The organism is Nonomuraea sp. NPDC049269, from assembly GCF_043197155.1.
GTDB lineage: Bacteria > Actinomycetota > Actinomycetes > Streptosporangiales > Streptosporangiaceae > Nonomuraea.
Window position 1 is genome coordinate 231,454 of sequence record NZ_JBICSO010000001.1, and the last position, 21,591, is coordinate 253,044.

The window sequence follows — 21,591 nt, forward strand, 5'->3', positions numbered from 1 at the left end:
GTATTGTCGCCTGGGGTCCCACGGCAGCGTGTGGCCGCGGACGCGCGAACAGGAACGCGAACCGGTCACCCTGGAGCGGATCGCCGCCGAGGCCGTGACCCCGCTGGATGCGGAGGGAGAGTCGGGGCTGACCATGGGCTACCTCCTCGACGGGATGGACCGATGATCACTGCCAGAGAGCTCAACCGGGCCACGCTGGCCAGGCAACTCCTGCTCCAGCGGCACGCGATGCCCGCCTTGCGGGCTGTGGAGCAGTTGGTCGGGTTGCAGGCGCAGGCGCCGTTCCCGCCGTACTTCGGGCTCTGGTCGCGCCTGGAGGGGTTCCGGCCCGAGGAGCTGGCGGGGCTGCTGACCGGGCGCGAGGTGGTCAGGATCGTGCTCATGCGCGGCACCGTCCACCTGGTCAGTGCCGCCGACTGCCTGACGTTGCGGCCGCTGACGCAGCCGCCGCTCACCAAATACCTGCACAGCGCGTACGGCGCGCAGCTCGTGGGCCTGGACCTGGCGGCGGTCGTCGAGGCGGGCCGCGAGGCGCTGACCGACGGACCGCTGACCGCGGCCAAGCTCGGAACACTGCTGGCCGGGCGCTTCCCCGGCACGGCCGCGGCCGACCTGGCGCAGGTCATGCGCATCCTGGCGCCGCTGGTGCAGGTGCCGCCCAGGGCGGTGTGGGGCAAGGCCGGGCAGACCGCGTACGCGACCGCCGAGTCGTGGCTGGGCCGCGAGCTGCACCCGTCACCGTCGCTGGAGGATCTGGTGGTGCGCTACCTGGCCGCCTTCGGGCCCGCCACCGTGGCCGACGTACAGGCGTGGTCGGGGCTGACCGGGCTGCGCGAGGTGGTCGAACGGCTGCGCCCGCGGCTGGTGGAGCTGGACAGGGGGCTGTTCGACCTGCCGGACGCGCCACGGCCCGGCCCGGACGTGGACGCGCCGGTGCGGCTGCTGGCACCGTTCGACAACGTGCTGCTCAGCCATGCCGACCGGACCCGGATCATCTCCGACGAGCACCGCAAGCGGGTCATCACCGTCAACGGGCAGGTGCTCGGGACGGTCCTGGTCGACGGGTTCGTGCAGGGGGTGTGGAAGCGGGACAAGCGGGTGGTGAGCGTCGAGATGTTCGGGCCGGTGTCGCCGGCGCGGGCTCGGGAGATCAGGGATGAGGCGGCCAGGCTGCTCGCCTTCGCCGAACCGGGCAAGGACGGCGAAATCACAGGGATCTGATGGCGGTTTTCCGCAGTGCAGGTTGAGGGCTTTCCGCAATGTGCCGTCGAGGCGCGGTGCCTAGCGTTGACGCGTGCTCTTGAACACCCTCGCGGCGCTCTGCCTGGCCGTACTCCCCGCGCCTGGCGGCCCCGCTCCTACTCCGGCGACGATCGACCGATATATCGCCCAATACCGTGAAGCGACCGGATTGCCAGGTGTGGCGGTGGCGGTCACCAAGGGAAAGGAGGGCATTCACGCCGCAGGCTACGGCCGGACCGCGACAGGCGACCCCGTGACCGCCGACACCCCCATGGCGCTCGCGTCGGTCAGCAAATCCTTCACCTCACTGGCCGTCCTGCAGCTGGTGGAGAAAGGCCAGGTCGAGCTGGACAAACCGGTGCACGGTTACCTGCCCGAGTTCCAGCTGGCCGATCCCCGGGCGGCCGGCATCACCGTGCGCCAGCTCCTCGACCAGACCTCGGGCATGGCCGACTCGGCGTTCCGCGAGAAGAGCCTGCCTCAGCCTGACTCGCTCCAGGGTGCGGTGTCCCGCCTCAGAGACGCGCGGCTCGCCACGGCGCCGGGGACCGCCTACAGCTACCACAACACCAACTACCAGGTCGCCGCCCGGCTGGTCGAAGTGGTGAGCGGCGAGCCGTTCGCGGCCTATCTCAAGGCACACGTGTTCACGCCGCTCGGCCTGCGCCACAGCAGCACGATCGACACCGACCGGGACCTGCCGGGCAGCGCCCGGGGCCACCTCTACCTCCTCGGCCAGGCGATCGCCGTACCGGAGCCGCCCGGGTTCGGCAACGGCTCCGGCGGCGTGCTCAGCAGCGCGAACGACATGGCCCGCTGGCTGATCGCCCAGAACAACGGCATCCTGTCTCCCGCGAGCGTCAAGGAGATGCGCACCCCATCCGCCCAGAACCCGGATTACGCCCTCGGCTGGGAGCTCGACAAGACCGCGCGCGGCACTCCTGTCCTCCGGCACGGCGGCGACCTGTTCACCTCCACGGCCCAGCAACTGCTGATACCCGGCTCCGGATACGGCGTGGCGGTCATGGCCAACACCGGCATGGCGTTCGCCGACAGCGCCGCCCTCATGGACGGCCTGGTCGCCCTCATCGAGGGACGGCAACCGGACGCGCCCTCCTCGCCCTTCCTGACCACCGACCTGGTGTTTCTGCTGCTGACCCTGGCGACCGTCGCGCTGGCGGCACGCGGCGTGGCCCGCTCGCGGCGCTGGGCCGCCCGCCGGACGGGCTGGCAGCGGTGGCGACTGCTGCCGTATCTGCTGCCGCTCGTCCTGTGTACGGCGATCGCGCCGGTCTTCCGGGTGCTCGCCCGAGGCCGGGACATCATGTGGATCCAGGTGGTCTACCTCTATCCGACGTTCATGATCTGGCTGGTGACGGCTGCTGCGGCGGGGTTGGCGGTGGTGGTCGCGCGCCTTTGGAGAGGAGCAGCCAAGTAGACATAACGACTATCGTTATTTACGATTATCGTTATGACTGCGAAGTGGCTCAACCGACTCGAAATCCTGCTGACCTTCTCCCTGATCATCAGCTGCCTGGGCGCGCTGTGGCTGCTGGTGTCCACCGTCTTGATCGCCTCCGTCGGCGGCGGCAACGGCTTCGGTATCCCGTTGCACGTGTACGACGTGCCGGTCGCGGGCATGGCGGCGCCCGGTGCCGCGATCTCCCACGCGATCGCCGACGTCCAAGTCAGCCTCCAGGGCTCGGCGCCGGTCGTCGCCCTGCTTTATCTGCTCCTGTGGGCACCGGGCATCGCGACCCTGCTGCTCGCCCTGTTCACCGTCGTCCGCGCGGTGCGCCGGGCCAGATCAGGGGACAGGGCGCTGTTCTCCGCCGTCACCGCCGCCCACCTACGCCGCCTCGGCTGGATCCTGATCATCGGCTCGCTTGCCACGGGCGTGCTCGGCGCGGTGAGCGAGTCGATCCTGGCCTCGATACTGTTGGCCAAGAGCTATCCGTTCTATCTGCAGACGGGTGACGTGCTGATGGGGGTCGTGACGGGAATGGCGGTGCTGGGCGTGTCGGAGATCGTACGGCGCGGCGTGGTGCTCCTCGAAGAGGTCGAGGCCACCGTCTGATGGCCGAGCCGTTCATCCGCGTACGGCTGGACGAACTCCTCAAAGAGCGCGGCCTGACGCTCACCGAGCTGTCGCACCGCGTCCAGATCACCGTCGTCAACCTGTCGATCCTGAAGAACGGCCATGCCAAGGCGATCCGCTTCTCCACGCTCATGCGCCTGTGCGACGCGCTCGACTGCCAGCCGGGAGACCTGCTCGGCTACGAACGGTCGTAGCCGCCGGGGCTTGTTCGGCCGCCACCGTCACCGGAAAGCCGATGGCGCAGCAGAAATCCCGCCGGAGCGTCTTGGTGTGTCGACGCCCCGGCGGGATGGGTGGATTGGTTAGAAGTAGGGGGCCCAGCCGGGGCCGAGCTCGGTGGCGGAGTCGAAGTTGTTGGCGCCCTTGCCGTTCCACAGGTAGAGGGTGCCGGTGCCTTCGCGGAGGGCGGCGATGTCGGTGTGGCCGTCGCCGTTGACGTCACCCAGCGACATGAGGGTGCTGTCGTAGAGCGCCCAGCCGGGGCCGACCTCGACGGCGCTGGAGAAGTTGTTGTCGCCCTTGCCGTTCCAGATGTGCAGGGTGCTGCCGTCCTTGACGGCGGCCAGGTCGCCGATGCCGTCACCGTTGTAGTCGCCGCCGACGGGCTTGCTGAAGGAGGCCCAGCCGGGGCCGACTTCGGTGGCGGAGCCGAAGTTGTTGGCGCCCTTGCCGTTCCACAGATACAGGGTTCCGGTGCCCTCGCGGACGGCCGCGATGTCGGTGTGGCCGTCGCCGTTGACGTCACCGAGCGAGGTCAGGGTGCTGTCGTAGAGCGCCCAGCCGGGGCCGACCTCGACGGCACTGGAGAAGTTGTTGTCGCCCTTGCCGTTCCAGATGGTCAGCGTGCTGCCGTCCTTGACCGCGGCCAGGTCACTGATGCCGTCGTCGTTGAAGTCGCCGGCGATCGGCTTGCTGTAGGAGCCCCAGCCGGGGCCGATCTCGACGGCGCCGGCGAAGTTGTTCGAGCCCTTACCGTTCCAGACGGTCAGCGTCCCGGTAGCGGCCGAGAAGATGTCACCCACCCCATCAGCGTTGAAATCCCCACCCTGCGAACTCCGTGGCTTCCAGAGGGCATCGACGATCTTCTGTGCGTCTCCGGCCTGGGGTTGGTAGCGGTCGGGGTAGGCCGAGACCTGTACCGCCTGACATACCTCGCCGATCGGCGCCGTCTTCCAGGCGTTGTTCGGGTATTCCCTGATCATTTTGTCGAGGAAGGCATTGGTGGCCCAGATCGGATTGAGCCGCTCCTGGACGCTGCCCCACGACGCACGCTGCTGGAACAGTCCCAGGCTGTCATGGTCGACCGTCTCGCTGATGTTCTGGATGGTCGACTCCACGATCGCGGTGGTGACCGCGATGACCGCCGCCCTTGGAGCCAGGCCGCGATCCCGAGCGGCCTTGACGACCATGCGGGCGCACGAAACGCGGTACGCCGTCATGTAGCCCTTCATCGTGGCTGTCAGGACGCCGTTCAGTTGTGCGGCCAGGGCTGTGTCCCCGCTGGTCGTGCCGTTGGGGTCGCATGCGGCGGTGGCGTAGGAGGCGGTCACTCGGCCGGTCGGTGGTCCGGTCGGATCAGCCTCGGCGTGCCCTGAGGGGGATAAGGCGACGATCGCGAGGGTGGTCAGCATCGCCGTCGCCACATGGCGAGCGGATGTTCTGGTCACTGTCTTACGCTCCAAGTCGTGGGAAGGGCTTCACCGGGATGGGATTGGGTCGTTAGAAGTAGGGGGCCCAGCCGGGGCCGAGCTCGGTGGCGGAGTCGAAGTTGTTGGCGCCCTTGCCGTTCCAGAGGTAGAGGGTGCCGGTGCCTTCGCGGAGGGCGGCGATGTCGGTGTGGCCGTCGCCGTTGACGTCACCCAGCGACATGAGGGTGCTGTCGTAGAGCGCCCAGCCGGGGCCGACCTCGACGGCGCTGGAGAAGTTGTTGTCGCCCTTGCCGTTCCAGATGTGCAGGGTGCTGCCGTCCTTGACGGCGGCCAGGTCGCCGATGCCGTCACCGTTGTAGTCGCCGCCGACGGGCTTGCTGAAGGAGGCCCAGCCGGGGCCGACTTCGGTGGCGGAGCCGAAGTTGTTGGCGCCCTTGCCGTTCCACAGATACAGGGTTCCGGTGCCCTCGCGGACGGCCGCGATGTCGGTGTGGCCGTCGCCGTTGACGTCACCGAGCGAGGTCAGGGTGCTGTCGTAGAGCGCCCAGCCGGGGCCGACCTCGACGGCACTGGAGAAGTTGTTGTCGCCCTTGCCGTTCCAGATGGTCAGCGTGCTGCCGTCCTTGACCGCGGCCAGGTCACTGATGCCGTCGTCGTTGAAGTCGCCGGCGATCGGCTTGCTGTAGGAGCCCCAGCCGGGGCCGATCTCGACGGCGCCGGCGAAGTTGTTCGAGCCCTTACCGTTCCAGACGGTCAGCGTCCCGGTAGCGGCCGAGAAGATGTCACCCACCCCATCAGCGTTGAAGTCGCCACCGTCTTCGTTCGACGCACCACCATCGTTGGCGTCGACAGGGGAGCTGTATCCGACGATGTCGGTGCTCGACCGGGAGTGCGAGTTTGCCGAGGTCTTGTCGCCGCTGTTGCCCTCGATCGTGTAGATCGTGCCGCTGTCGACGCTCTTCACGATGCCGACGTGGTCGATGTCACCGTTCTGCTCCCAGTCGAAGACGACGGCGTCTCCGGGCTGCGGGGTGTAGCCGCTGCTTCTGGTGTGCCAGGTCCCGTACTTGGTCCCGTAGTCCTTGAACGAGCTGGCCCAGCCGGTGAGCACACCGCCGTCCAACTCGGCGACGTCGGCGTGGGGCACACCCGCCTTGCGCCAGACGTACTTGGCGAAGTCCGCGCACCAGTTGCTGTCGCGCCACTGCACGCCATCGCTGCTGGGGCAGCCGGCGGAGTCCTTCCACGTGCGGAAGAAACCGGTGTAGTAGTTGCACCCGCTGCCCATGGGGCTCTCGTGATTTCGGGTGCCGTTGTTCAGCTCCGTCTGGGCGGCGGAGACGATCGCGGGCCTGCTCACCGCGGCGGCCGGGGTGGCCATGACGGCGGTGAAGCCCGTGGCCACGATCGCCGTGGTGGCCAGACCCGCTGCGAGCTTCCGGCCTGTACTGCGGAGGTCACCCATCGTGATCCCTCATCTCTCGGTCGTTCGTGATCGACGTCGAGAGCGTGCGGGACCGCGATCAAACTTCGCTGTAATCACCACTTGAGCCTGGTAGACACCGAAAAATGATTTAGTCTGAGTGCCCTGAAGCCCTTGTCCTTGGGGAGGCTGCATGCGTTTCCGGCTTCTCGGCCCGGTTGAGGCATGGGAGGGGGAACGGCAAATACCGCTCGGGGGAGCCAAGCCGCGGGCGCTGCTCACCGCGCTACTGCTCGACCCCGGCCGAACGGTGCCGGTGGAGCGGCTCATCGACGCGGTCTGGGGCGAGCGCTCGCCCGCTACCGCGCGGCCCGTGCTGCAGACCTACGTCGCGTCGCTGCGCCGGTCGTTCGAGGGCGCGGGCATGGCCAACGTCATCGTCTACGACCGGGTCGGCTATCTCGCCGAGGTGCGGCCCGGCGAGCTCGACCTGCAGATCTTCGAGCGGCTCGTCGGCGAAGGGCGGCAAGCCGTACGAGAGACCCGATTATCGGAGGCGCGCGAGAACTTCCGCGCCGCTCTGGCGCTCTGGCGGGGACCGGCGCTCGGCGGGATCAGCGACTCCTTCCTGCGCACCGAGGCCGCGCGGCTGGACGAGCTCAGGATCACCGTCATCGAGGAGCGGATCGCCGTCGAGCTGACGATGGGCCAGGCCGAACAGCTCCTCGACGAGCTGACCGAACTGGTCGCGCTGCACCCCGCCCGCGAACGCCTGCGCCGCGACCTCATGGTGGCGCTCTACCAGGCGGGACGGCAGGCCGACGCGCTCACCGTCTACCGCGAGGGCAGGCAGGTGCTGATCGACGAGCTCGGCATCGAGCCGGGGCCCGAGCTGAGGCAGACGCACGAGGCGATCCTGCGGTCCGACCCCACCCTGCTGGCCCCCGTACGCAGGCGAAGGCCCCGCCAGCTGCCCTCCCCACCGGCCGACTTCATCGGCAGGGGCGAGGAGCTCGCGACGCTGCGCACGGTGCTGACCCAGCCGGACGCCATGCCGATCTGCGTGATCTCCGGCGCCGGCGGCATGGGCAAGTCGGCCCTCGCCCTCCGGGCGGCGCACGAGGTCGCCGAGCACTTCCCCGACGGCCAGCTGCACATCGAACTACGCGGCACGAGCGACGCCCCGGCCGGACCTGAAGAGGTACTCGGCCGGCTGCTGCGCGAGCTCGATCCCGCCATGACGCGGCTGCCTGTGACGCTGGAGGAGCGCGTCGGCCGCTACCGCACACTGCTCGCGAGCCAGCGCAAGCTGGTGGTCCTGGAGGACGCCGCCGCTGAGGCGCAGGTCCGGCCGCTGCTGCCCGGCGGATCCGGCTGCGCGGTGCTCGTCACCTCGCGCAACCGGCTCGTGGGACTCGCCGGGGCGAGCTTCGTCGAGCTCGGCGTGCTGCCCGCCGACACGGCGATCGACCTGCTCGCGCGGATCGCCGGCCGCGACAGGGTGGCCGCCGAGCACCAGGCCGCGAGCGACATCGTACGACTATGCGGCCAGCTCCCCCTGGCCATCCGCATCGCCGGCGCCCGGCTGGCCTCACGCCGCCAGTGGCCGCTCGCGCGGCTGCTCAGCCGGCTGGCCGACGAGCGGCACAGGCTGGACGAGCTGACCGTCGGAGATCAGCAGGTGCGGGCCGGCATCAGCCTGAGCTACGCACACCTGCCGTCCTCGGCCCGTACGGCGCTGCGCCGCCTCGGCCTGATGGGCCTGCCGTCCTTCCCCGCCTGGGTGGCCGCCTCCGCACTGGAGACGAGCCTGAGCGAGGCGGAACGCATCCTCGAACACCTCGTCGATGTCTCGCTCGTCGATGTCGAAGGCGTCGACCCGAGCGGGCAGCTCCGCTACCGGCTGCACGATCTCATCCGTCTGTTCGCCAGAGAGCGCGCCCTGGCGGAGGACGACGCGAAGACGCGCGACGCCGTCGTCACACGGGTCCTGGGCGGATGGATCTGGCTGGTCGAGCGGATCAACGAGACCGCGCCCCCGTACTTGATCTCGGTGCCCGCCACCTACCGGCTGGCCTGCCCGGTGGACGCCGAGGTGGCTCGGTCGGTGGTGGCCGATCCGCGCGCCTGGTTCCGCGGCGAGCAGGAGGCGCTGATCACCGGCGTGGAGCTGGCGGCCGCGATGGACCTGGACGAACTCGCCGTCGAGCTGACCGCCGCGCTGTCGTGCACGGCCTTCGGGGGACACCAGTACGTCTTCGACGACCCGTTCGCGAGCTGGCACAGGACGCTCGAGGCGGCCCTGTCCGCCGCCCGCCGCACGGACAACGCCCTCGGTGAGGCGATCCTGCTCGCCGGGCTCGGGCAGCTCCACTACGAGCGGGACATGTACGCCGAGTCACAAGCCCATCTCAGCCAGGCGCTGTTGATGTTCCGGGCGGCCAAGAACATCCGCGGCGAGGGCGCCACCCTCGCCGCGCTCGGCGCCTCCTGCCGCGAGCAGGGATATCTGCCCGAGGCGCTGCGCTTCCTCGACCGGGCACGGGAGTTGCTGGCCGATCTCGACGACGCCTCGGCGATGGGGCACGTCAGGCGCTTGGCCGGGACCGTGCGCGTGGAGACGGGGGACTATCCCGGGGCGTGGGCCGATTTGGCGGAGGCTCTGTCGCTGTTCACCGCAGTCGGCTCCCGCCGTGGCCAGGGCCTGACGCTGCGCAGCATGTCGCTCTACCACCGCGCCAGAGGCGAGCTGGCCGAGGCCGAGCAGGTCGCCAGGCGGGCGCTGGCCATCTTCCAGTCGGCCGACGACCGGTTGATGGCGGCGTACTGCGAACGCGCGCTGGCCAAGGCGCTCCTGCGCCAGGGCAGGTTCGACGAGGCCATGGCGCCGCTGCGGGAGTCACTGACAGTCCTGCGTACCCTGAACGACGCCTTCGGCGAGGCATGCACGCTCCGCGTACTCGGCGAGCTGCACCTGGCCGATGGGCGGCTGTACCAGGCCAAGGAACTCCTGGAGGACGCGGTGCGCATCTGGGAGCAGCAGCGTGCCACCCTGTTCCGCGCCCGCACCCTCCGCAACCTGGCCGAAGTGCGTGAGGCTCTCGGCGACCTCGCCGCCGCCAAGACGCTCAAAGCCGAGGCCATGGAGATCTTCCGGCGGTACGGCGCCAGAGAGTACGGCGAGCTGTCGCTGTAAAGCGGGTTAAAGCGAACTTTGAGCGCCTTGATCCATGCTGCGATGGACTTTCGCCGCAGATCGCCCATGGAGCGCCCGTATGGCACAGCACGTGCTTCTGTCCGACCCGCGAATCGCCGCGCTGCCGGCGAAGGAGTGCGGCGAGCCCCTCGTCGACCTTCGCGAAGGGAAGGTCATCCGGGTGGATTCGCGGCTGGCCGACCACGAGGGCGCCCACGCGCACGTCCGGCTCGGCATCGTCGGCCGCCTCGCGGCCGCGCAGATCCGGCTTCCCCGGGGACTCCGGCTGCTCCTGGTGGAGGGGTATCGCCCGTACGCGTTGCAGGAACGCTATTTCGCCAGTTCCCTGGACAGGATGCGGCGCACGTACCCCGGCTGGACGCGGGAGCGGCTGTGCGTCGAGGCGGCCAAGTATGTCTCACCGCCCGAGGTGGCACCGCACGTGGCCGGAGGAGCGGTCGACGTCACGCTGTGCACCGAGGACGGGACCGAACTGCCGATGGGCACGGAGGTCAACGCCACGCCTCCGGAATACGGCGAGGAGTGCTACACGGAGTCGGCGGGGATCTCGGCGGAGGCGAGAGGCAACCGGCAGATCCTGATCGACATCATGACGGCGACCGGCTTCGTGAACTATCCCACGGAGTGGTGGCACTGGTCCTATGGCGACCGCTACTGGGCATTCGTCGGGGAAAGGCCCCATGCGCATTACGGCCCCGCGGTCCTCAACGGTGGGCTTCCCACCGGGTAGCGGGCCCTCAGCACCCTGTCACAACCGGCATTCACCTGGGCGGACGAGACCTGTCTCGTAGGCGATGACGACGGCCTGGGCGCGGTCGCGCAGGCCGAGTTTGGCGAAGATGCGGGCGACGTGCGTCTTCACGGTCGGTTCGCTGAGGGTCAGGACATCGGCGAGTTGGGCGTTGGACAGGCCGCCTCCCAGCAGAGTCAGCACCTCGAGCTCGCGCGGCGTCAGGCTCGCGAGCTTGCTACGGAAGGACGGGAGCGGCGACGCGGGTGCGGCGGTGCGGTCGGGGGCGGCGAAGCGCTCCACCAGCCGACGGGTGATCGACGGTGCCAGCAAGGCGTCACCGGTGTCGACCAGCCGCACGGACGCGGCCAGGTGCTCGGGCGTGACGTCCTTCAGCAGAAAGCCGCTGGCGCCGAGCGCCAGCGCGGCGTAGACGTAGCGGTCGAGGTCGAAGGTGGTCAGCATGATGACCCGGCAGTGCGGACTCTGGGCCAGGATCTGCCGGGCGGCCTCCAGCCCGTCCATGTTCGGCATGCGGATGTCCATCAGCACGACGTCCGGGCGCAGCTCGCGCGCCGCCGCGACCGCTTCGAGCCCGTCGGCCGCGTCGCCGACCACGTTGATGCCGCGCGTGGTGAGGATCAGGCGAAAGCCGGTGCGGATCAGAGTCTGGTCGTCGGCGATCAGCACGCGGGGGGAGGGTGCGGACTGGGTCATGACCGGCCCTGGGGTGCCTGGGGTGGGGAGGCCGGCCGGTCCAGGGGGATGCGTGCGCGAACGCGGTAGCCGCCGCCGAGGCGCCGTCGCGCGTCCAGGTCTCCGCCATAGAGGGTGACGCGTTCCCGGAGCCCCAGCAGCCCGCGTCCCGTTCCGTCGTCGCGTCCCTGCCCGTCCGCCGCGCAATCATCCACCGCCATGGCGCTGAACCGATCTTCGAGTACGGCCGCGCGTCCGGCAAGGTCGCCTGTCAGCACGCTGGGGCCGGTGTTCAGCACCTCCACTCGCAGGTGGTGCTCGGCGTAACGGATCGTCACCTCGGCCTTGGTCGCCGACGCGTGCTTGAGCGCGTTGGTCAGTGCCTCTTGCACGATCCGGTACGCGGTCGCGTCGATGCCCGGTGGCAGCGGCCTCGGCGCGCCCAAGATCCGCACCTCTGCGAGCAGCCCGGCGAAGGCGAACCGGTCGAGCAGCGTGCTGAGGCGGCTCAGGCTGGGCGACGGTGCCAGCTCCGGGCCGGCGGGAAGGTCTCCGCGCTGGGCCGAGTCGGCACCTTCCGGTGATGGCGCGAGCAGGCCAAGGAGGTGCCGTAGTTCGGTCATCGCGTCGCGGCCCGCGCCCTCGACCGCCCTGAGCGCCGCGTCGGCCTCGTGCGGCATGGTGATCAGCACCTCGCGCGCGGCGCTCGCCTGGACGACCATGAGGCTCACGTTGTGGCTGACGATGTCGTGGAGCTCGCCGGCGATCCTGGCGCGCTCGGCGTCGACCGCCGTCTTGGCGGCTCTCTGCCGCTCGCGTTCCAGCAGTCGGCCGCGCTCCTCGACGGTCGCGCGGTGCTGCCGCCGGCTCCGCAGGAGGAGCAGGCCCAGCCAGCCCGTGGCCGACAGCGCCACCACGATGACGATCAGGATGTACGCCCCCGCTGCTCCCACGCGTTCACCTTCGCAGACCAGGCGGCGATCCGCATCAGCCTCCAGGCTGAGCGTCTACATCCACGGGATGACGGGGCGGTGAGCTTGCATCCGGGGAAGGATGCCGGGCGGCGAGCGCCGCTCATAGTCTCCCCTCATGACCACCGAGAGCCAGGTCGTCGTCCAACTTGACGAGGTAGGCAAGCACTACGGCGAGACGGTGGCGCTGAACGGCGTCTCGCTGGAGATCCGGGCCGGTGAGGCGGTCGCGGTGATGGGGCCGTCGGGCTGCGGCAAGTCGACGCTGCTCAACATGATCGCGGGGCTGGACCGGCCCACCTCCGGGACGGTCGCGGTCCACGGCGAGGACCTGGGGCGACTGGATGAGACCGGGCTGGCGCTGTTCAGGCGGCGCAGGATCGGCATGATCTTCCAGTTCTTCAATCTGCTCGACGACCTGTCCGCGCTCGACAACGTGGCACTGGTCGCCCAGCTCACTGGGACGCCTGCCGTACAGGCTCGCAGACGGGCGCTCGAACTGCTGGACGAGCTCGGCGTCGCCGGCCGCGCGCGCTTCTATCCCGCGGTGCTGAGCGGCGGGGAACGCCAGCGCGTCGCCGTTGCCAGGGCCTTGATGAACCGGCCGGCCGTCCTGCTGGCCGATGAGCCGACGGGCGCGCTGGACAGCCATACCGGCGAACAGGTGATGGACCTGCTGCTCGATCTGCACCAGATCGGTCAGACGTTGTTACTGGTGACCCACGACCAGCGGCTGGCCCAGCGGTGCGCCAGCCGGGTGATCGAGCTGGCCGACGGCAAGGTGACCGGCGAGCGTGAAGTGGAAGGGACCACATGAGCGGCCACCTTCTTCGGGAGGCCGCCGAGACGGGCCCCGTGAGCGCTCACCGCGCAAGAGCGGAGGGTACGCGCGCGGTGTGGCGGGTCGCGGTGGCGGCGGTGCGGCGCCGCCGGCTGCAGAGCGTGATCCTGGGTGTGGTCGTCTTGTGCTCGACGGTGGCGATCGTGGTGGCGCTCGGCCTGCTCGAAGCCAGCTCGGCGCCCTTCGACCGGACCTTCGACCGGCAGCGGGGCGCGCATGTCGTGGCGGCGTTCGACCGGGGCGCGGTTTCCGACGACCGGCTCGTCCGAGCGGCCCGGCACCCGGCGGTCGAGTCCGTGGCCGGGCCGTTCGGCCAGGCCGTCATCACCGTTTCCGACACCGGTTTCGGCCTGCCGCCCGGCCCGCTCACGCTCGTCGGCCGTGCCGACCCCGGGGGCCCGGTCGACCGGGTCGACCTGTGGGCGGGCCGCTGGGCCACCGCCCCGGGACAGATCGTGGTGAACCGACCGGCCGAACCGTTCTTCCGCGACCTGCTGGGCGCCACGGTCCAAGTGCGAGGTGGGCCGAAACTGACCATCGTGGGCCTGGCCGCCGGCATCAGCGGAACAGCCGAAGCCTGGGTCACGCCGGACCAGCTCCAGGCCATGCACCCGGACACCACCCAACTGCTCTTCCGCTTCACCGACCCCGGCACGGACGGCGAGATGCGGGCGGTCATGACGGAGATCACGTCGGGCCTGCCCGCCACCTCACTGCTCGACTGGCGGTCCTACCTGACGGTCAAGCACGACATCGCCCGCACGGCCACCGCCTACCTGCCCTTTCTGACCGGGTTCGGCATCCTGGGGCTGGCCGTGGCGGTCCTCATCGTCGTCAATGTCATTAGCGGTGCGGTCATCGCGGGCCGGCGGCACATCGGCGTGCTCAAATCACTGGGATTCACCCCCATGCAGGTCGTCTGTGTCTATGTGGCGATGGTCCTGCTGCCGGGGTTCGCCGGATGCCTGCTCGGCACCGTTCTCGGCGGCCTGGCCGCTCAGCCGCTGCTGCGGCTGCTCTTCCAGGGCATCGGGCCGGAGGTCGGCATCGGCATCGGCATGTCTTCCTATGTGGCGGCGCTGCTCGGCGTGCCGGCCGTGGTGGTCCTGGCCGCGCTCGTACCGGCCTCACGCGCGCATCGGATGTCCGCCGCGCAGACGATCAGCGCGGGCAACGCGCCCAGCGCGGGACGCGGGCAGCGGGCGCAGCACCTGCTGGCCGGCACCCGACTGCCCCGCTCGATCAGCCTGGGGTTGGGCCTGCCGTTCGCGCGTCCGGGCCGCTCGGCGCTGACGCTGGGCGCCGTCGTGCTCGGCGTGACCACGGTGACGCTCGCCTCCGGTCTTTTCCGTACGATGATCGCTTACGGGGACGCGGCGCAACGGGTGGGGCACGTCCACACGGTGATCCACGTGGGACGGCCGGACCAGACCAGGCCCGAGCACGACGACGCCGGGATCGAGGCGCTGCTGCGCTCGCTGCCCGGCACCAGGCACATCATCGCCGACGCCTGGATCGACCTGCACCTCGCCGGACGCCCCGGCCGGATCATGGCCCAGTTCCTGCGCGGGGACTCCGCGACCCGGGGCGACACGATCCTAGGCGGGCGCCGCCTGTCCGAGGGGCCTGGCGAGATCGTCGCCCCCTCGGCGTTCATGACCAAGCATGGACTCAAGGTCGGCGACCGTCTCACCCTCACGCTCGACGGCGCGCGCACGTCCGCCATGATCGTGGGAGAGGCCATGGACGGCGCAACCGACCTGATCATGGTGAGCTGGCCGACGCTGGCCGCGCTCGCGCCGGACCAGCGACCCACCCAGTACGAGGTTCAGCTGGACCAGGGCGCCGACGTCGAGGCGTACAATGCCGCGGTCAAGGCGGCCGACCAGGGCCTGTATCCGGTCACCCGGTCACAGGTCGACGCCGACAGCGTCGCCGTCATCAGCGCGGCCTCGATCTTCACGCTGTTGCTGGTCGTCGTAGCGTCCCTGGGCGTGTTCAACACCGTGCTGCTCAACACTCGCGAACGCCGCCGCGACCTGGGCGTGTTGAAGTCGATCGGCATGACCCCACGCCAGGTCACCGTGATGGCGGTGACGTCCATGGCGGCCCTGGGCGCGCTCGGCGGCTTGCTCGGCGTCCCGATCGGGATCGCCGCGCACCGGGTGATCGTCGGGGCCATGTTCGACGCTGCGGGCATCACGATGCCCGCCTTCATGCTCGACGTGTGGCCGGTGGCAGGACTGGCCGCGCTCGCGCTGGCCGGAGTGGTGATCGCGATGCTCGGCGCGTTCCTCCCCGCGCGCTCGGCGGCCCGCCTGACCATCGCCGAGGCCCTCCATACCGAATGAGCGGGGCCACAGTACGCGCGGGTGCCTGCCAGAGTGATCGCGTGATCGAAGAGCTGTTCTCCCGTGCCGGCTGCGACGGCTGGCTGTGCGTCATGGATGTCGATGGCGACGGCCAGGTCCATGTCGGCAGTGACGAGCCGGTCGTGGCCGCGTCGGTCTTCAAGGTGGTCATCGCGCTGGAGGTCTTCCGGCAGGCGGACGCGGGCGAGCTCGACCGCGGGATCTGGTACGCGTCCGCCCCGGCGCGCGTACCGACGGACCCACCGGCTTCTGGGGCTGCGCCGGACCGTGATCCCCTTCTCCCGGCTCCACGGCCGGGGACATGGCCCGGCTGCTGCGGCTGATCTGGCGTGACGAAGCCGCGCCGCCCGAGACCTGCGCTTCCCCGACGGCCGCCGCTACGCCGCCGCCTACGGCAGGCCGCAGGTGAGGTCGCGTTCCAGGGTGCGGGCGTAGGACTCGACGGTGGCGACGATGTCGACGGCCTCGGGGTCGAGCAGCCACTGGGTCTGCAGGCCGTCGAGGGTGGCGATGATCTCGATGGCCTTGGCCATCGGGTCGACGTCCGGGCGGGCGACGCCGGCGACCTGGGCGGAGCGGATGTTGTCGGCGACGATGGCGCGCATCGAGCGATAGCGGTCGACGAAGTGCTCATGGCCCGGCGAGCCCGGTTCGAGGCTTTCGGCCACCAGGACGGTGAACAGTTTGGCCAGTCCGGCCCGCTGCTTGTTGCGGCGCGCGAACTCCGGCAGGGCCCGTAGCCGCCCGGAGGGTTCCATGCCGAGCAGTTCCAGCGCGAAGGCCTCGCTGTCCAGGTCGCGCCGCTCGATCACCGCCAGCAGCAGGCCCGCCTTGTTGCCGAAGTGGTGCAGGAGCCCGGGTTCGGTGATGCCGGCCCGGGCCGCGACGTCGGCCAGCGAGGTGCCGCGGTAGCCGCTGCGGGCGAACATCTCGCCGGCCGCCGTGATGATCTCTTCTCGCCGCTGGCGAGCGCGTTCCTGCCTGCCAGGTACTTGCCTGCTCGGTGTCACGATGTTAAATCTAACTCATTCACTTACCGAGTACTTAGTAAGTGAACCACCCTCGGACGAAGAGCGAGGTGCGACGATGTCGCCGAGCCCACACCGCATCCGGCCATTACTGATCATCGCTTTCGCCCTGCTGGCCGGGGTCTGCACCGGTTCGCCGGCCCAGGGCGCGCAGCGGGAGCCGGTCATCCTGGTTCACGGCTGGAACGGATCTCCCACCGAGTTCGCCCAGATGCAGACGGCACTGGAGCAAGCCGGGTACCCGACGTACGCGATCGACCTGCCCGGCGAGGAGAACGTCGCCAACGCCCAGGCCATCAGCGCCCTCGTGGAGCAGGCACGGCAGGAACACGACGGCAGCAAGGTCAGCATCGTCGGGCACAGCATGGGCGGGCTGTCCGCGCGCCACTACCTGAAGTTCCTCGGCGGCGCCGACAAGACGCTCAGCTACATCTCGATGGGCACCTCGCAGCTCGGCTACTGGCCCGCGTGCCTGCTGCCGGCCGGGCAAGGCGGGCAGATGTGCCCCACCAACAGTTTCATCACCCAGCTCAACAGCGGCGACCCCACGCCGGATCCGGTCAAGTACACGTTGCTGACGAGCTCGCTGGACGACACGCGTAACGACGTCATCGCCGGCGTGTGGTGCAGGGCTGAGTTCGCCGGTGTGGCGCATGCCGACGAGCCGTCGTCACCGGTGTTCATCAACGCCGTCCTCAGCGCCCTTGACGGGCGCTGCCCGGCCTGAAAATGCGATCGCCGATCGTACGTGCGGCCTACTACTGTCGCGCGAATGAGAAGCGATCGGCTGCCGTTGCTCTGGCTGTGCGGGCCGTCAGGTGTCGGGAAATCCTCGGTCGGCTGGGAGCTGTTCGCGCGGCTGAGCCGGAGCGGCATCAAGACGGCCTTCCTCGACGCCGACCAGATCAGCCTGTGCTACCCCCTCCCGGAGAGCGGCACCCATCGGCTCCGGGCCCGGAGCCTCGCCGCGATCTGGCCCAACTTCCGGGAGGAGGGGGCGCGATGCATGGTCCTGTCGGGCTTTGTCGACACCCTTGAGGAGGTTCGCGAGTACACGGACCTCCTCCCGGACGCCGCGTTGACCGTGTGCCGGCTGCGTGTGGACACCGCTGAGCTCAAGGAACGCTTCCTCGCCCGAGGGTGGCGTCCGGACCTGGTGGCGGAGGCGGTCGCCGAGGCGGAGCGGCTGGAGCTCAGTGACTTTGCCGACATATGCCTGGATACCGACGGGCGCACCGTGTCCGAGGTGGCCCAAATGGTCCGCGAGCGAGCCGGTGGATGGCCGCCCGGCGGCCCCGCCGCGACGCCCGGCGGCTCCGCGTCCCGCCCAGTGGCGCCACCCGCTTGCGACCCGGTCCCCGTGCTGTGGCTCTCCGGCGCCGGCGCGGTCGGGAAGTCGACCGTCGGTTATGAGGTCTTCACCCAGATCGTCCAGACCGGCGTACGAGCCGCTTATGTCGATCTGAGCCAGATCGGCGCGCTGCGGCCCGCCGCGGACGACGACCCGGACGGCCACCGCCTCAAGGCGCGCAACCTCGCGGCCCTGTGGGCCGGATACGGCGCGGCCGGGGCCCGCTGCCTGATCGTCTCCGGGCACGCCGACCGGGATGACACCGTCCGCGGCTACGCCGAACTGCTTCCCGGAGCGGCGCTGACGGTGTGCCGCCTGCACGCCGGGCCCGCCACGCTGGCCGAGCGCGTCGCGCGGCGTGGCGCGGGAGGCGGGCCGGCGATCCCGGGGGACGAGATGAAGGGGCTGGACTCCGCCGCCCTGCGCCGCGTCGCCGAGCGCGCCGCGGACGAGGCCGCGGCGCTCGACCGCGTCAAGGCGGGTGACCTGCGCGTGGACACCGAGGGCCGGTCGGTGCGTGAGGTGGCCGGAGAAGTGCGGGCCCTCCTCGGCGACAGGTCCGCGTGATGGTGGAGCCACTCGGCCGTCTTCACGGCCCGTAGGGCATCTGCCAGCGCCCGTCGAACCAGTCGGTCAGATACTGCGTCTTGACGATGGAGGCGCCCAGAGCGCGCATCTCGGCCCGGCGCGAACGCTGCAGTTGGCGGGCGGCCTCGACCGCCTCCTGGTGATGGGGCACCATCTGGGCCAGGTAGTCGGCCTCGTCGTTCATCGTGACTCGGTGCATACCACCCATTGGCCAGCCGGTCTGCTGCCATGTCACAGCGGTGGAAGTGGGCAGGCGGTTGGCGGTGGCGAGGGCGGCTCCGCCGACGGCGGCGACGGCGAGCAACGCCCCGGCGGCGATTGCCGCCGTCATCGAAGGTCTCATCTCGCTCCTCCACTCCTGCAAGTGCATTGCTTCCAACCTGGCGCTCCTTCCGCGACCAGGGGCAGGGCCGTTGAGCCTTCATGCCCGGGACCAACGCCATCCGATCGGGACGGCTGAGCCCGCCCGCCGCGGGATGGGCACTGGCCGCAATGGCGATTCCCGTCATGATCCTGGCCGACACCGCGCACAAGGCGTGGCGGGCCACGCTTGCCAAGAATTAGGGCGGTGAACCGCCGCCACTCCTTGTCCTTTCGGTATGGCTTGACGAGAAACCGGTTGACATCGCAGCACTCAATAGGATAGTTGTGCTATCCAATGCTAGATAGTACAACTACCCAATAGGGAGAGCCGTCGTGGAAACGATCATCGTACTGCTGGTGGCCCTGCTGGGCTTCCGGGCGCTGGGGGCGTTCGGGGTCGGCCGGTTCACCTCGTGGCCGGTCAGCGCGGCGCACGCGCTGGCCGTCATGCTCTTCATGACGGCCAGCGCGCACTTCGTCCCGGACGGCGTCACGGTCATGCCCAACCACGGGGATCTCGTACGCATGGTGCCGCCCTTCGTGCCCTTCGCCGACGCGATGGTCTACCTGACCGGGGTGCTGGAGCTCATGGGCGCGGTGGGGCTGATCATCACCGGGACGCGCCGGCCGGCCGGGATCGGGCTGGCCGCGCTCTTCGTGCTGCTGCTGCCGGCCAACATCTACGCCGCGGTCGCCGATGTGCCGTTCAACGGCGGCGAGGCGTCGCCGTTGTGGCTGCGGGTGCCGGAGCAGGTCGTGTACATCGCCGTCGCGCTCTGGGCGATCCGCTCGGCGCCGCTGCCGGTTTTCGCCGGGGTTACGGCACGCCGTAGGTGATGTCGTACTTGGCGGCGATGGGGTTGAGTTTGACCGGGTCGAGCCGGCCGCCCGTGGTGATGTGCGGCCGGGCCTCGATCAGGTCCTCGATGAAACACTCCCAGCCGCCCGGCGAGGAGATCTGGATGACCCTCGGGGGAGGGGCGGACCCGCAGCGCAGCGCGTGCGGGACCCCGTGAGGCAGCAGGACGAACTGCCCCTTGCCCACCTTCTCCGTCCGGTCGTCGTACTCGACGACGAGTTCCCCGTCGAGTACGTAGATGCCTTCGTCCGCCTTGTGGTGGATGTGGCGGGGAATGTCCTGAGCCACCACCATTTCGAGGAGCGACAGCCTGCCGTCGGTGTCGGTGCCGCGAGCCTTGGCGGCGAACGCGGGCGGGACCTTGATCCGCCCCGGGCGCACTTCGCCGCGCTGGAGAAGGTAGAAGCGGCCTTTGTCGCCGTTCTCCGCTGCCTGCCCGGCCATGTCCTGGGCGTACTCTTCCCAGCCGCCCGGTGAGAACAGGTGCAGCGCGTGGACCGGAGTCTCCGACAGGGCGCGTATGGCGTGGGCGACGCCGCGCGGCAGCAGTGCGCACATGCCCGCGGTCAGGCGATGCGTCCGGCCGTCGAAGTCGAGGCCGAGCTCCCCGTCCAGGACGAAGACCAACTCGTCGAAGGCATCGTGGACATGCGCGGGGAGGTCCTGGTGGCCCCGGTTCTCGATGAGGGAGAACCGGCCCTCGGTATCGGCGGCTCCGGCCTTGAGCGTCGTCGGCGGCGGCATGGGCAGGCGTGACTCTCCGGGGTTCAGGAGGATGAAGCGTTCCTTGGACATGAGGTACCCTTTCCGGAGACGGATTCGGAATCCGATTCCGCTTAGAGTCTAGACAGAGGACCGCGAGGGATGTCAAAACCCACCGCCCGCAAGCCCCGTACCGACGCCGAACGCAACCGCGGCCGCGTGCTGGAGGTGGCCTGTGAGCTGTTCGCCGAGCGGGGGGATGAGGTGCAGATGGCGGAGGTGGCCAAGGCGGCCGGCGTCGGCGTGGGCACCGTCTACCGACATTTCCCGACACGTCAGGCGTTGATCGAGGCGGTGACGGAGCAGCGGTTCGCCGAGATCCTGGCGTACGCCCGGACCGCATGCCTGCCCAACCCCGACACGCGGCAGGCCCTGACCTGCTTCCTGACCCGCATCGGCGAGGTGCACGACGAGGGCCGCGGGATCTCCAGCGCGATCGAGGCGGCCCTGGGCTCGACCGAGCCGCGCGGCCAGGTGGGCGCCGACCTTCTCACCCTCGGCGAGACCCTGCTCGACCGGGGCCGGACCGACGGCACCTTCCGCGCCGACGCCAAGGTCGCGGACCTCTACATGATCGCCGGAGCGGTGGCCGCGATCAGCCGCGAGGCCATAGGCGACTGGCGGCGCTTCATCGACATCGCCCTGGACGGTCTCCGACCACGATGACCCATCGCCACCCGCCCGCTTCGAGTCCACGGCACAAGCACTCTCGCCCCTGGGAGTCCGGGGAGCCGTCGCAGTGGAAGGTGACGGGAGACGGCGCTCACCTGCCGCGAACGGCGGGACGCACCACGCCACCGCCGGGCAGCGCCGTCGGGGCCCGCGTACTGACGCCGGCGGGAAACAGCGACAACTGAGAGCGGATCGGCAGCCGACATGGGACTTTCGTCCCTAACCGCGCAGGTAGGGGCGGCCACAGGCTGAGGGTATGAAACTCGACTCGGCCGGCCTGCAGGTGCTCTCGCACGAGGAGTGCATGCGCCTGCTGCCTTCGTGCCCGATCGGGCGGATCGTCTTCACCGATCGCGCCCTGCCGGCCGTGCTGCCGGTCAACTTCTGCCTGGACGGCGACGACATCGTCATCCGCACGGCGGCCGGTTCGAAGCTGGCCGCCGCCACTCGCCGTGCGGTCGTCGCCTTCGAGGTCGACGACTTCCACCCGGTGGAGCGGACCGGCTGGTCGGTCACCGTCATAGGGCTGGCCCACGTCGCCGACGAGCCCGCGGAGATCGCCCGGTTGGAAAGACTGCCGCTGACGCCGTGGGCGCGCAGCCGCGACCAGTTCATCGTCATCACCACGGTGGAGGCAACCGGCCGGCGCCTTCGGCAACTCGCCTGAGCCGCCCCTTGGGTCTTTCGGATCCGGAAGGCGGGACCAAGGGCCCTGAGCCGCCCCGCTGC

Annotated in this window: 23 protein-coding genes; 16 read left to right on the forward strand and 7 right to left on the reverse strand. The window is 69.9% G+C overall.

What is annotated here, in order from left to right:
• Window positions 1–28: 28 nt before the first annotated feature.
• The 5 genes from ACGFNP_RS01155 to ACGFNP_RS01175 all read left to right on the forward strand — a co-directional run bounded on the left by ACGFNP_RS01155 (window position 29) and on the right by ACGFNP_RS01175 (window position 3,534).
• Window positions 29–166: a hypothetical protein gene (locus ACGFNP_RS01155; RefSeq protein ID WP_358332948.1), complete on the forward strand. Its 138-nt coding sequence runs from the start codon at window positions 29–31 to the stop codon at window positions 164–166.
• Window positions 163–1,221, forward strand: a complete 1,059-nt coding sequence (locus ACGFNP_RS01160; RefSeq protein ID WP_358332945.1) for a winged helix DNA-binding domain-containing protein — start codon at window positions 163–165, stop codon at window positions 1,219–1,221. The genes ACGFNP_RS01155 and ACGFNP_RS01160 overlap by 4 nt, the downstream gene beginning before the upstream one ends.
• A 73-nt stretch (window positions 1,222–1,294) precedes the next feature.
• Window positions 1,295–2,680, forward strand: coding sequence for a serine hydrolase domain-containing protein (locus tag ACGFNP_RS01165; RefSeq protein WP_393313407.1), 1,386 nt, complete (start codon window positions 1,295–1,297; stop codon window positions 2,678–2,680).
• 33 nt (window positions 2,681–2,713) lie between these two features.
• Complete coding sequence (locus tag ACGFNP_RS01170) at window positions 2,714–3,319, forward strand: hypothetical protein (RefSeq protein ID WP_358332940.1); 606 nt, start codon at window positions 2,714–2,716, stop codon at window positions 3,317–3,319.
• Window positions 3,319–3,534: a helix-turn-helix transcriptional regulator gene (locus ACGFNP_RS01175; RefSeq protein ID WP_358332937.1), complete on the forward strand. Its 216-nt coding sequence runs from the start codon at window positions 3,319–3,321 to the stop codon at window positions 3,532–3,534. Before ACGFNP_RS01170 ends, ACGFNP_RS01175 begins: the two co-directional genes overlap by 1 nt.
• Window positions 3,535–3,642: 108 nt before the next feature.
• On the opposite strand, the gene ACGFNP_RS01180 is transcribed toward ACGFNP_RS01175, so the two are convergent.
• Both ACGFNP_RS01180 and ACGFNP_RS01185 read right to left on the reverse strand, forming a co-directional pair.
• Window positions 3,643–5,007, reverse strand: a complete 1,365-nt coding sequence (locus ACGFNP_RS01180; RefSeq protein ID WP_358332934.1) for a VCBS repeat-containing protein — start codon at window positions 5,005–5,007, stop codon at window positions 3,643–3,645.
• Window positions 5,008–5,059: 52 nt separating this feature from the next.
• Window positions 5,060–6,454, reverse strand: coding sequence for an FG-GAP-like repeat-containing protein (locus ACGFNP_RS01185; RefSeq protein ID WP_393313412.1), 1,395 nt, complete (start codon window positions 6,452–6,454; stop codon window positions 5,060–5,062).
• Between the two features lie 151 nt (window positions 6,455–6,605).
• Here ACGFNP_RS01185 and ACGFNP_RS01190 point away from each other — a divergent pair, with 151 nt between their 5' ends.
• Window positions 6,606–9,608 carry a BTAD domain-containing putative transcriptional regulator gene (locus ACGFNP_RS01190; protein ID WP_393313415.1) on the forward strand — a complete coding sequence of 1,001 codons (3,003 nt, stop codon included), beginning with the start codon at window positions 6,606–6,608 and terminating at the stop codon, window positions 9,606–9,608.
• A 79-nt stretch (window positions 9,609–9,687) separates the two neighbouring features.
• Entirely contained in the window at window positions 9,688–10,359 is a 672-nt protein-coding gene (locus tag ACGFNP_RS01195; RefSeq protein ID WP_358342452.1) for a M15 family metallopeptidase, read from the forward strand.
• A gap of 18 nt (window positions 10,360–10,377) precedes the next feature.
• On the opposite strand, the gene ACGFNP_RS01200 is transcribed toward ACGFNP_RS01195, so the two are convergent.
• Together ACGFNP_RS01200 and ACGFNP_RS01205 are read right to left on the reverse strand one after the other, a co-directional pair.
• On the reverse strand, window positions 10,378–11,076 hold the full coding sequence (locus tag ACGFNP_RS01200) for a response regulator transcription factor (RefSeq protein WP_358342454.1): 699 nt from the start codon (window positions 11,074–11,076) through the stop codon (window positions 10,378–10,380).
• The gene (locus ACGFNP_RS01205; protein WP_358342456.1) at window positions 11,073–12,008 is read right to left on the reverse strand and encodes a histidine kinase; all 936 of its coding nucleotides are present in this window, start codon (window positions 12,006–12,008) and stop codon (window positions 11,073–11,075) included. The genes ACGFNP_RS01200 and ACGFNP_RS01205 overlap by 4 nt, the downstream gene beginning before the upstream one ends.
• A gap of 136 nt (window positions 12,009–12,144) precedes the next feature.
• On the opposite strand from ACGFNP_RS01205, the gene ACGFNP_RS01210 reads away from it, so the two are divergent.
• From ACGFNP_RS01210 to ACGFNP_RS01220, 3 genes are read left to right on the forward strand one after another with little or no spacing between them, the layout of a single operon-like run.
• Complete coding sequence (locus ACGFNP_RS01210) at window positions 12,145–12,843, forward strand: ABC transporter ATP-binding protein (protein WP_358342457.1); 699 nt, start codon at window positions 12,145–12,147, stop codon at window positions 12,841–12,843.
• The gene (locus tag ACGFNP_RS01215) at window positions 12,840–15,218 is read left to right on the forward strand and encodes an FtsX-like permease family protein (protein WP_393313420.1); all 2,379 of its coding nucleotides are present in this window, start codon (window positions 12,840–12,842) and stop codon (window positions 15,216–15,218) included. The genes ACGFNP_RS01210 and ACGFNP_RS01215 overlap by 4 nt, the downstream gene beginning before the upstream one ends.
• 41 nt (window positions 15,219–15,259) lie before the next feature.
• Window positions 15,260–15,562 (forward strand): serine hydrolase, encoded by a 303-nt coding sequence (locus tag ACGFNP_RS01220; RefSeq protein WP_358342461.1) that lies wholly within the window; start codon window positions 15,260–15,262, stop codon window positions 15,560–15,562.
• Window positions 15,563–15,628: 66 nt separating this feature from the next.
• On the opposite strand, the gene ACGFNP_RS01225 is transcribed toward ACGFNP_RS01220, so the two are convergent.
• Complete coding sequence (locus tag ACGFNP_RS01225) at window positions 15,629–16,249, reverse strand: TetR/AcrR family transcriptional regulator (protein ID WP_358342463.1); 621 nt, start codon at window positions 16,247–16,249, stop codon at window positions 15,629–15,631.
• A 76-nt stretch (window positions 16,250–16,325) separates the two neighbouring features.
• Here ACGFNP_RS01225 and ACGFNP_RS01230 point away from each other — a divergent pair, with 76 nt between their 5' ends.
• Both ACGFNP_RS01230 and ACGFNP_RS01235 read left to right on the forward strand, forming a co-directional pair.
• Window positions 16,326–16,994, forward strand: coding sequence for an esterase/lipase family protein (locus ACGFNP_RS01230; RefSeq protein WP_393313423.1), 669 nt, complete (start codon window positions 16,326–16,328; stop codon window positions 16,992–16,994).
• A gap of 45 nt (window positions 16,995–17,039) precedes the next feature.
• On the forward strand, window positions 17,040–18,185 hold the full coding sequence (locus ACGFNP_RS01235; RefSeq protein WP_393313426.1) for an adenylyl-sulfate kinase: 1,146 nt from the start codon (window positions 17,040–17,042) through the stop codon (window positions 18,183–18,185).
• Between the two features lie 22 nt (window positions 18,186–18,207).
• Here the strand turns inward: ACGFNP_RS01235 and ACGFNP_RS01240 are convergent, their stop codons facing one another.
• A complete protein-coding gene (locus ACGFNP_RS01240) occupies window positions 18,208–18,537 on the reverse strand; it encodes a DUF305 domain-containing protein (protein WP_393313429.1) in 330 nt (109 codons plus the stop codon).
• A gap of 92 nt (window positions 18,538–18,629) precedes the next feature.
• Between ACGFNP_RS01240 and ACGFNP_RS01245 the strand changes: the two genes are divergently transcribed.
• Both ACGFNP_RS01245 and ACGFNP_RS01250 read left to right on the forward strand, forming a co-directional pair.
• The gene (locus ACGFNP_RS01245; RefSeq protein ID WP_393313432.1) at window positions 18,630–18,770 is read left to right on the forward strand and encodes a hypothetical protein; all 141 of its coding nucleotides are present in this window, start codon (window positions 18,630–18,632) and stop codon (window positions 18,768–18,770) included.
• A gap of 132 nt (window positions 18,771–18,902) precedes the next feature.
• Window positions 18,903–19,406 (forward strand): hypothetical protein, encoded by a 504-nt coding sequence (locus tag ACGFNP_RS01250; protein WP_393313435.1) that lies wholly within the window; start codon window positions 18,903–18,905, stop codon window positions 19,404–19,406.
• Here the strand turns inward: ACGFNP_RS01250 and ACGFNP_RS01255 are convergent.
• Window positions 19,387–20,223: a cupin domain-containing protein gene (locus ACGFNP_RS01255; RefSeq protein ID WP_393313438.1), complete on the reverse strand. Its 837-nt coding sequence runs from the start codon at window positions 20,221–20,223 to the stop codon at window positions 19,387–19,389. The two genes, ACGFNP_RS01250 and ACGFNP_RS01255, sit on opposite strands and share 20 nt — an antisense overlap.
• Window positions 20,224–20,292: 69 nt before the next feature.
• Here ACGFNP_RS01255 and ACGFNP_RS01260 point away from each other — a divergent pair, with 69 nt between their 5' ends.
• Both ACGFNP_RS01260 and ACGFNP_RS01265 read left to right on the forward strand, forming a co-directional pair.
• Window positions 20,293–20,856, forward strand: coding sequence for a TetR/AcrR family transcriptional regulator (locus tag ACGFNP_RS01260; protein WP_393313441.1), 564 nt, complete (start codon window positions 20,293–20,295; stop codon window positions 20,854–20,856).
• 262 nt (window positions 20,857–21,118) lie between these two features.
• Complete coding sequence (locus ACGFNP_RS01265; RefSeq protein ID WP_393313444.1) at window positions 21,119–21,529, forward strand: pyridoxamine 5'-phosphate oxidase family protein; 411 nt, start codon at window positions 21,119–21,121, stop codon at window positions 21,527–21,529.
• Window positions 21,530–21,591 lie beyond the last annotated feature (62 nt).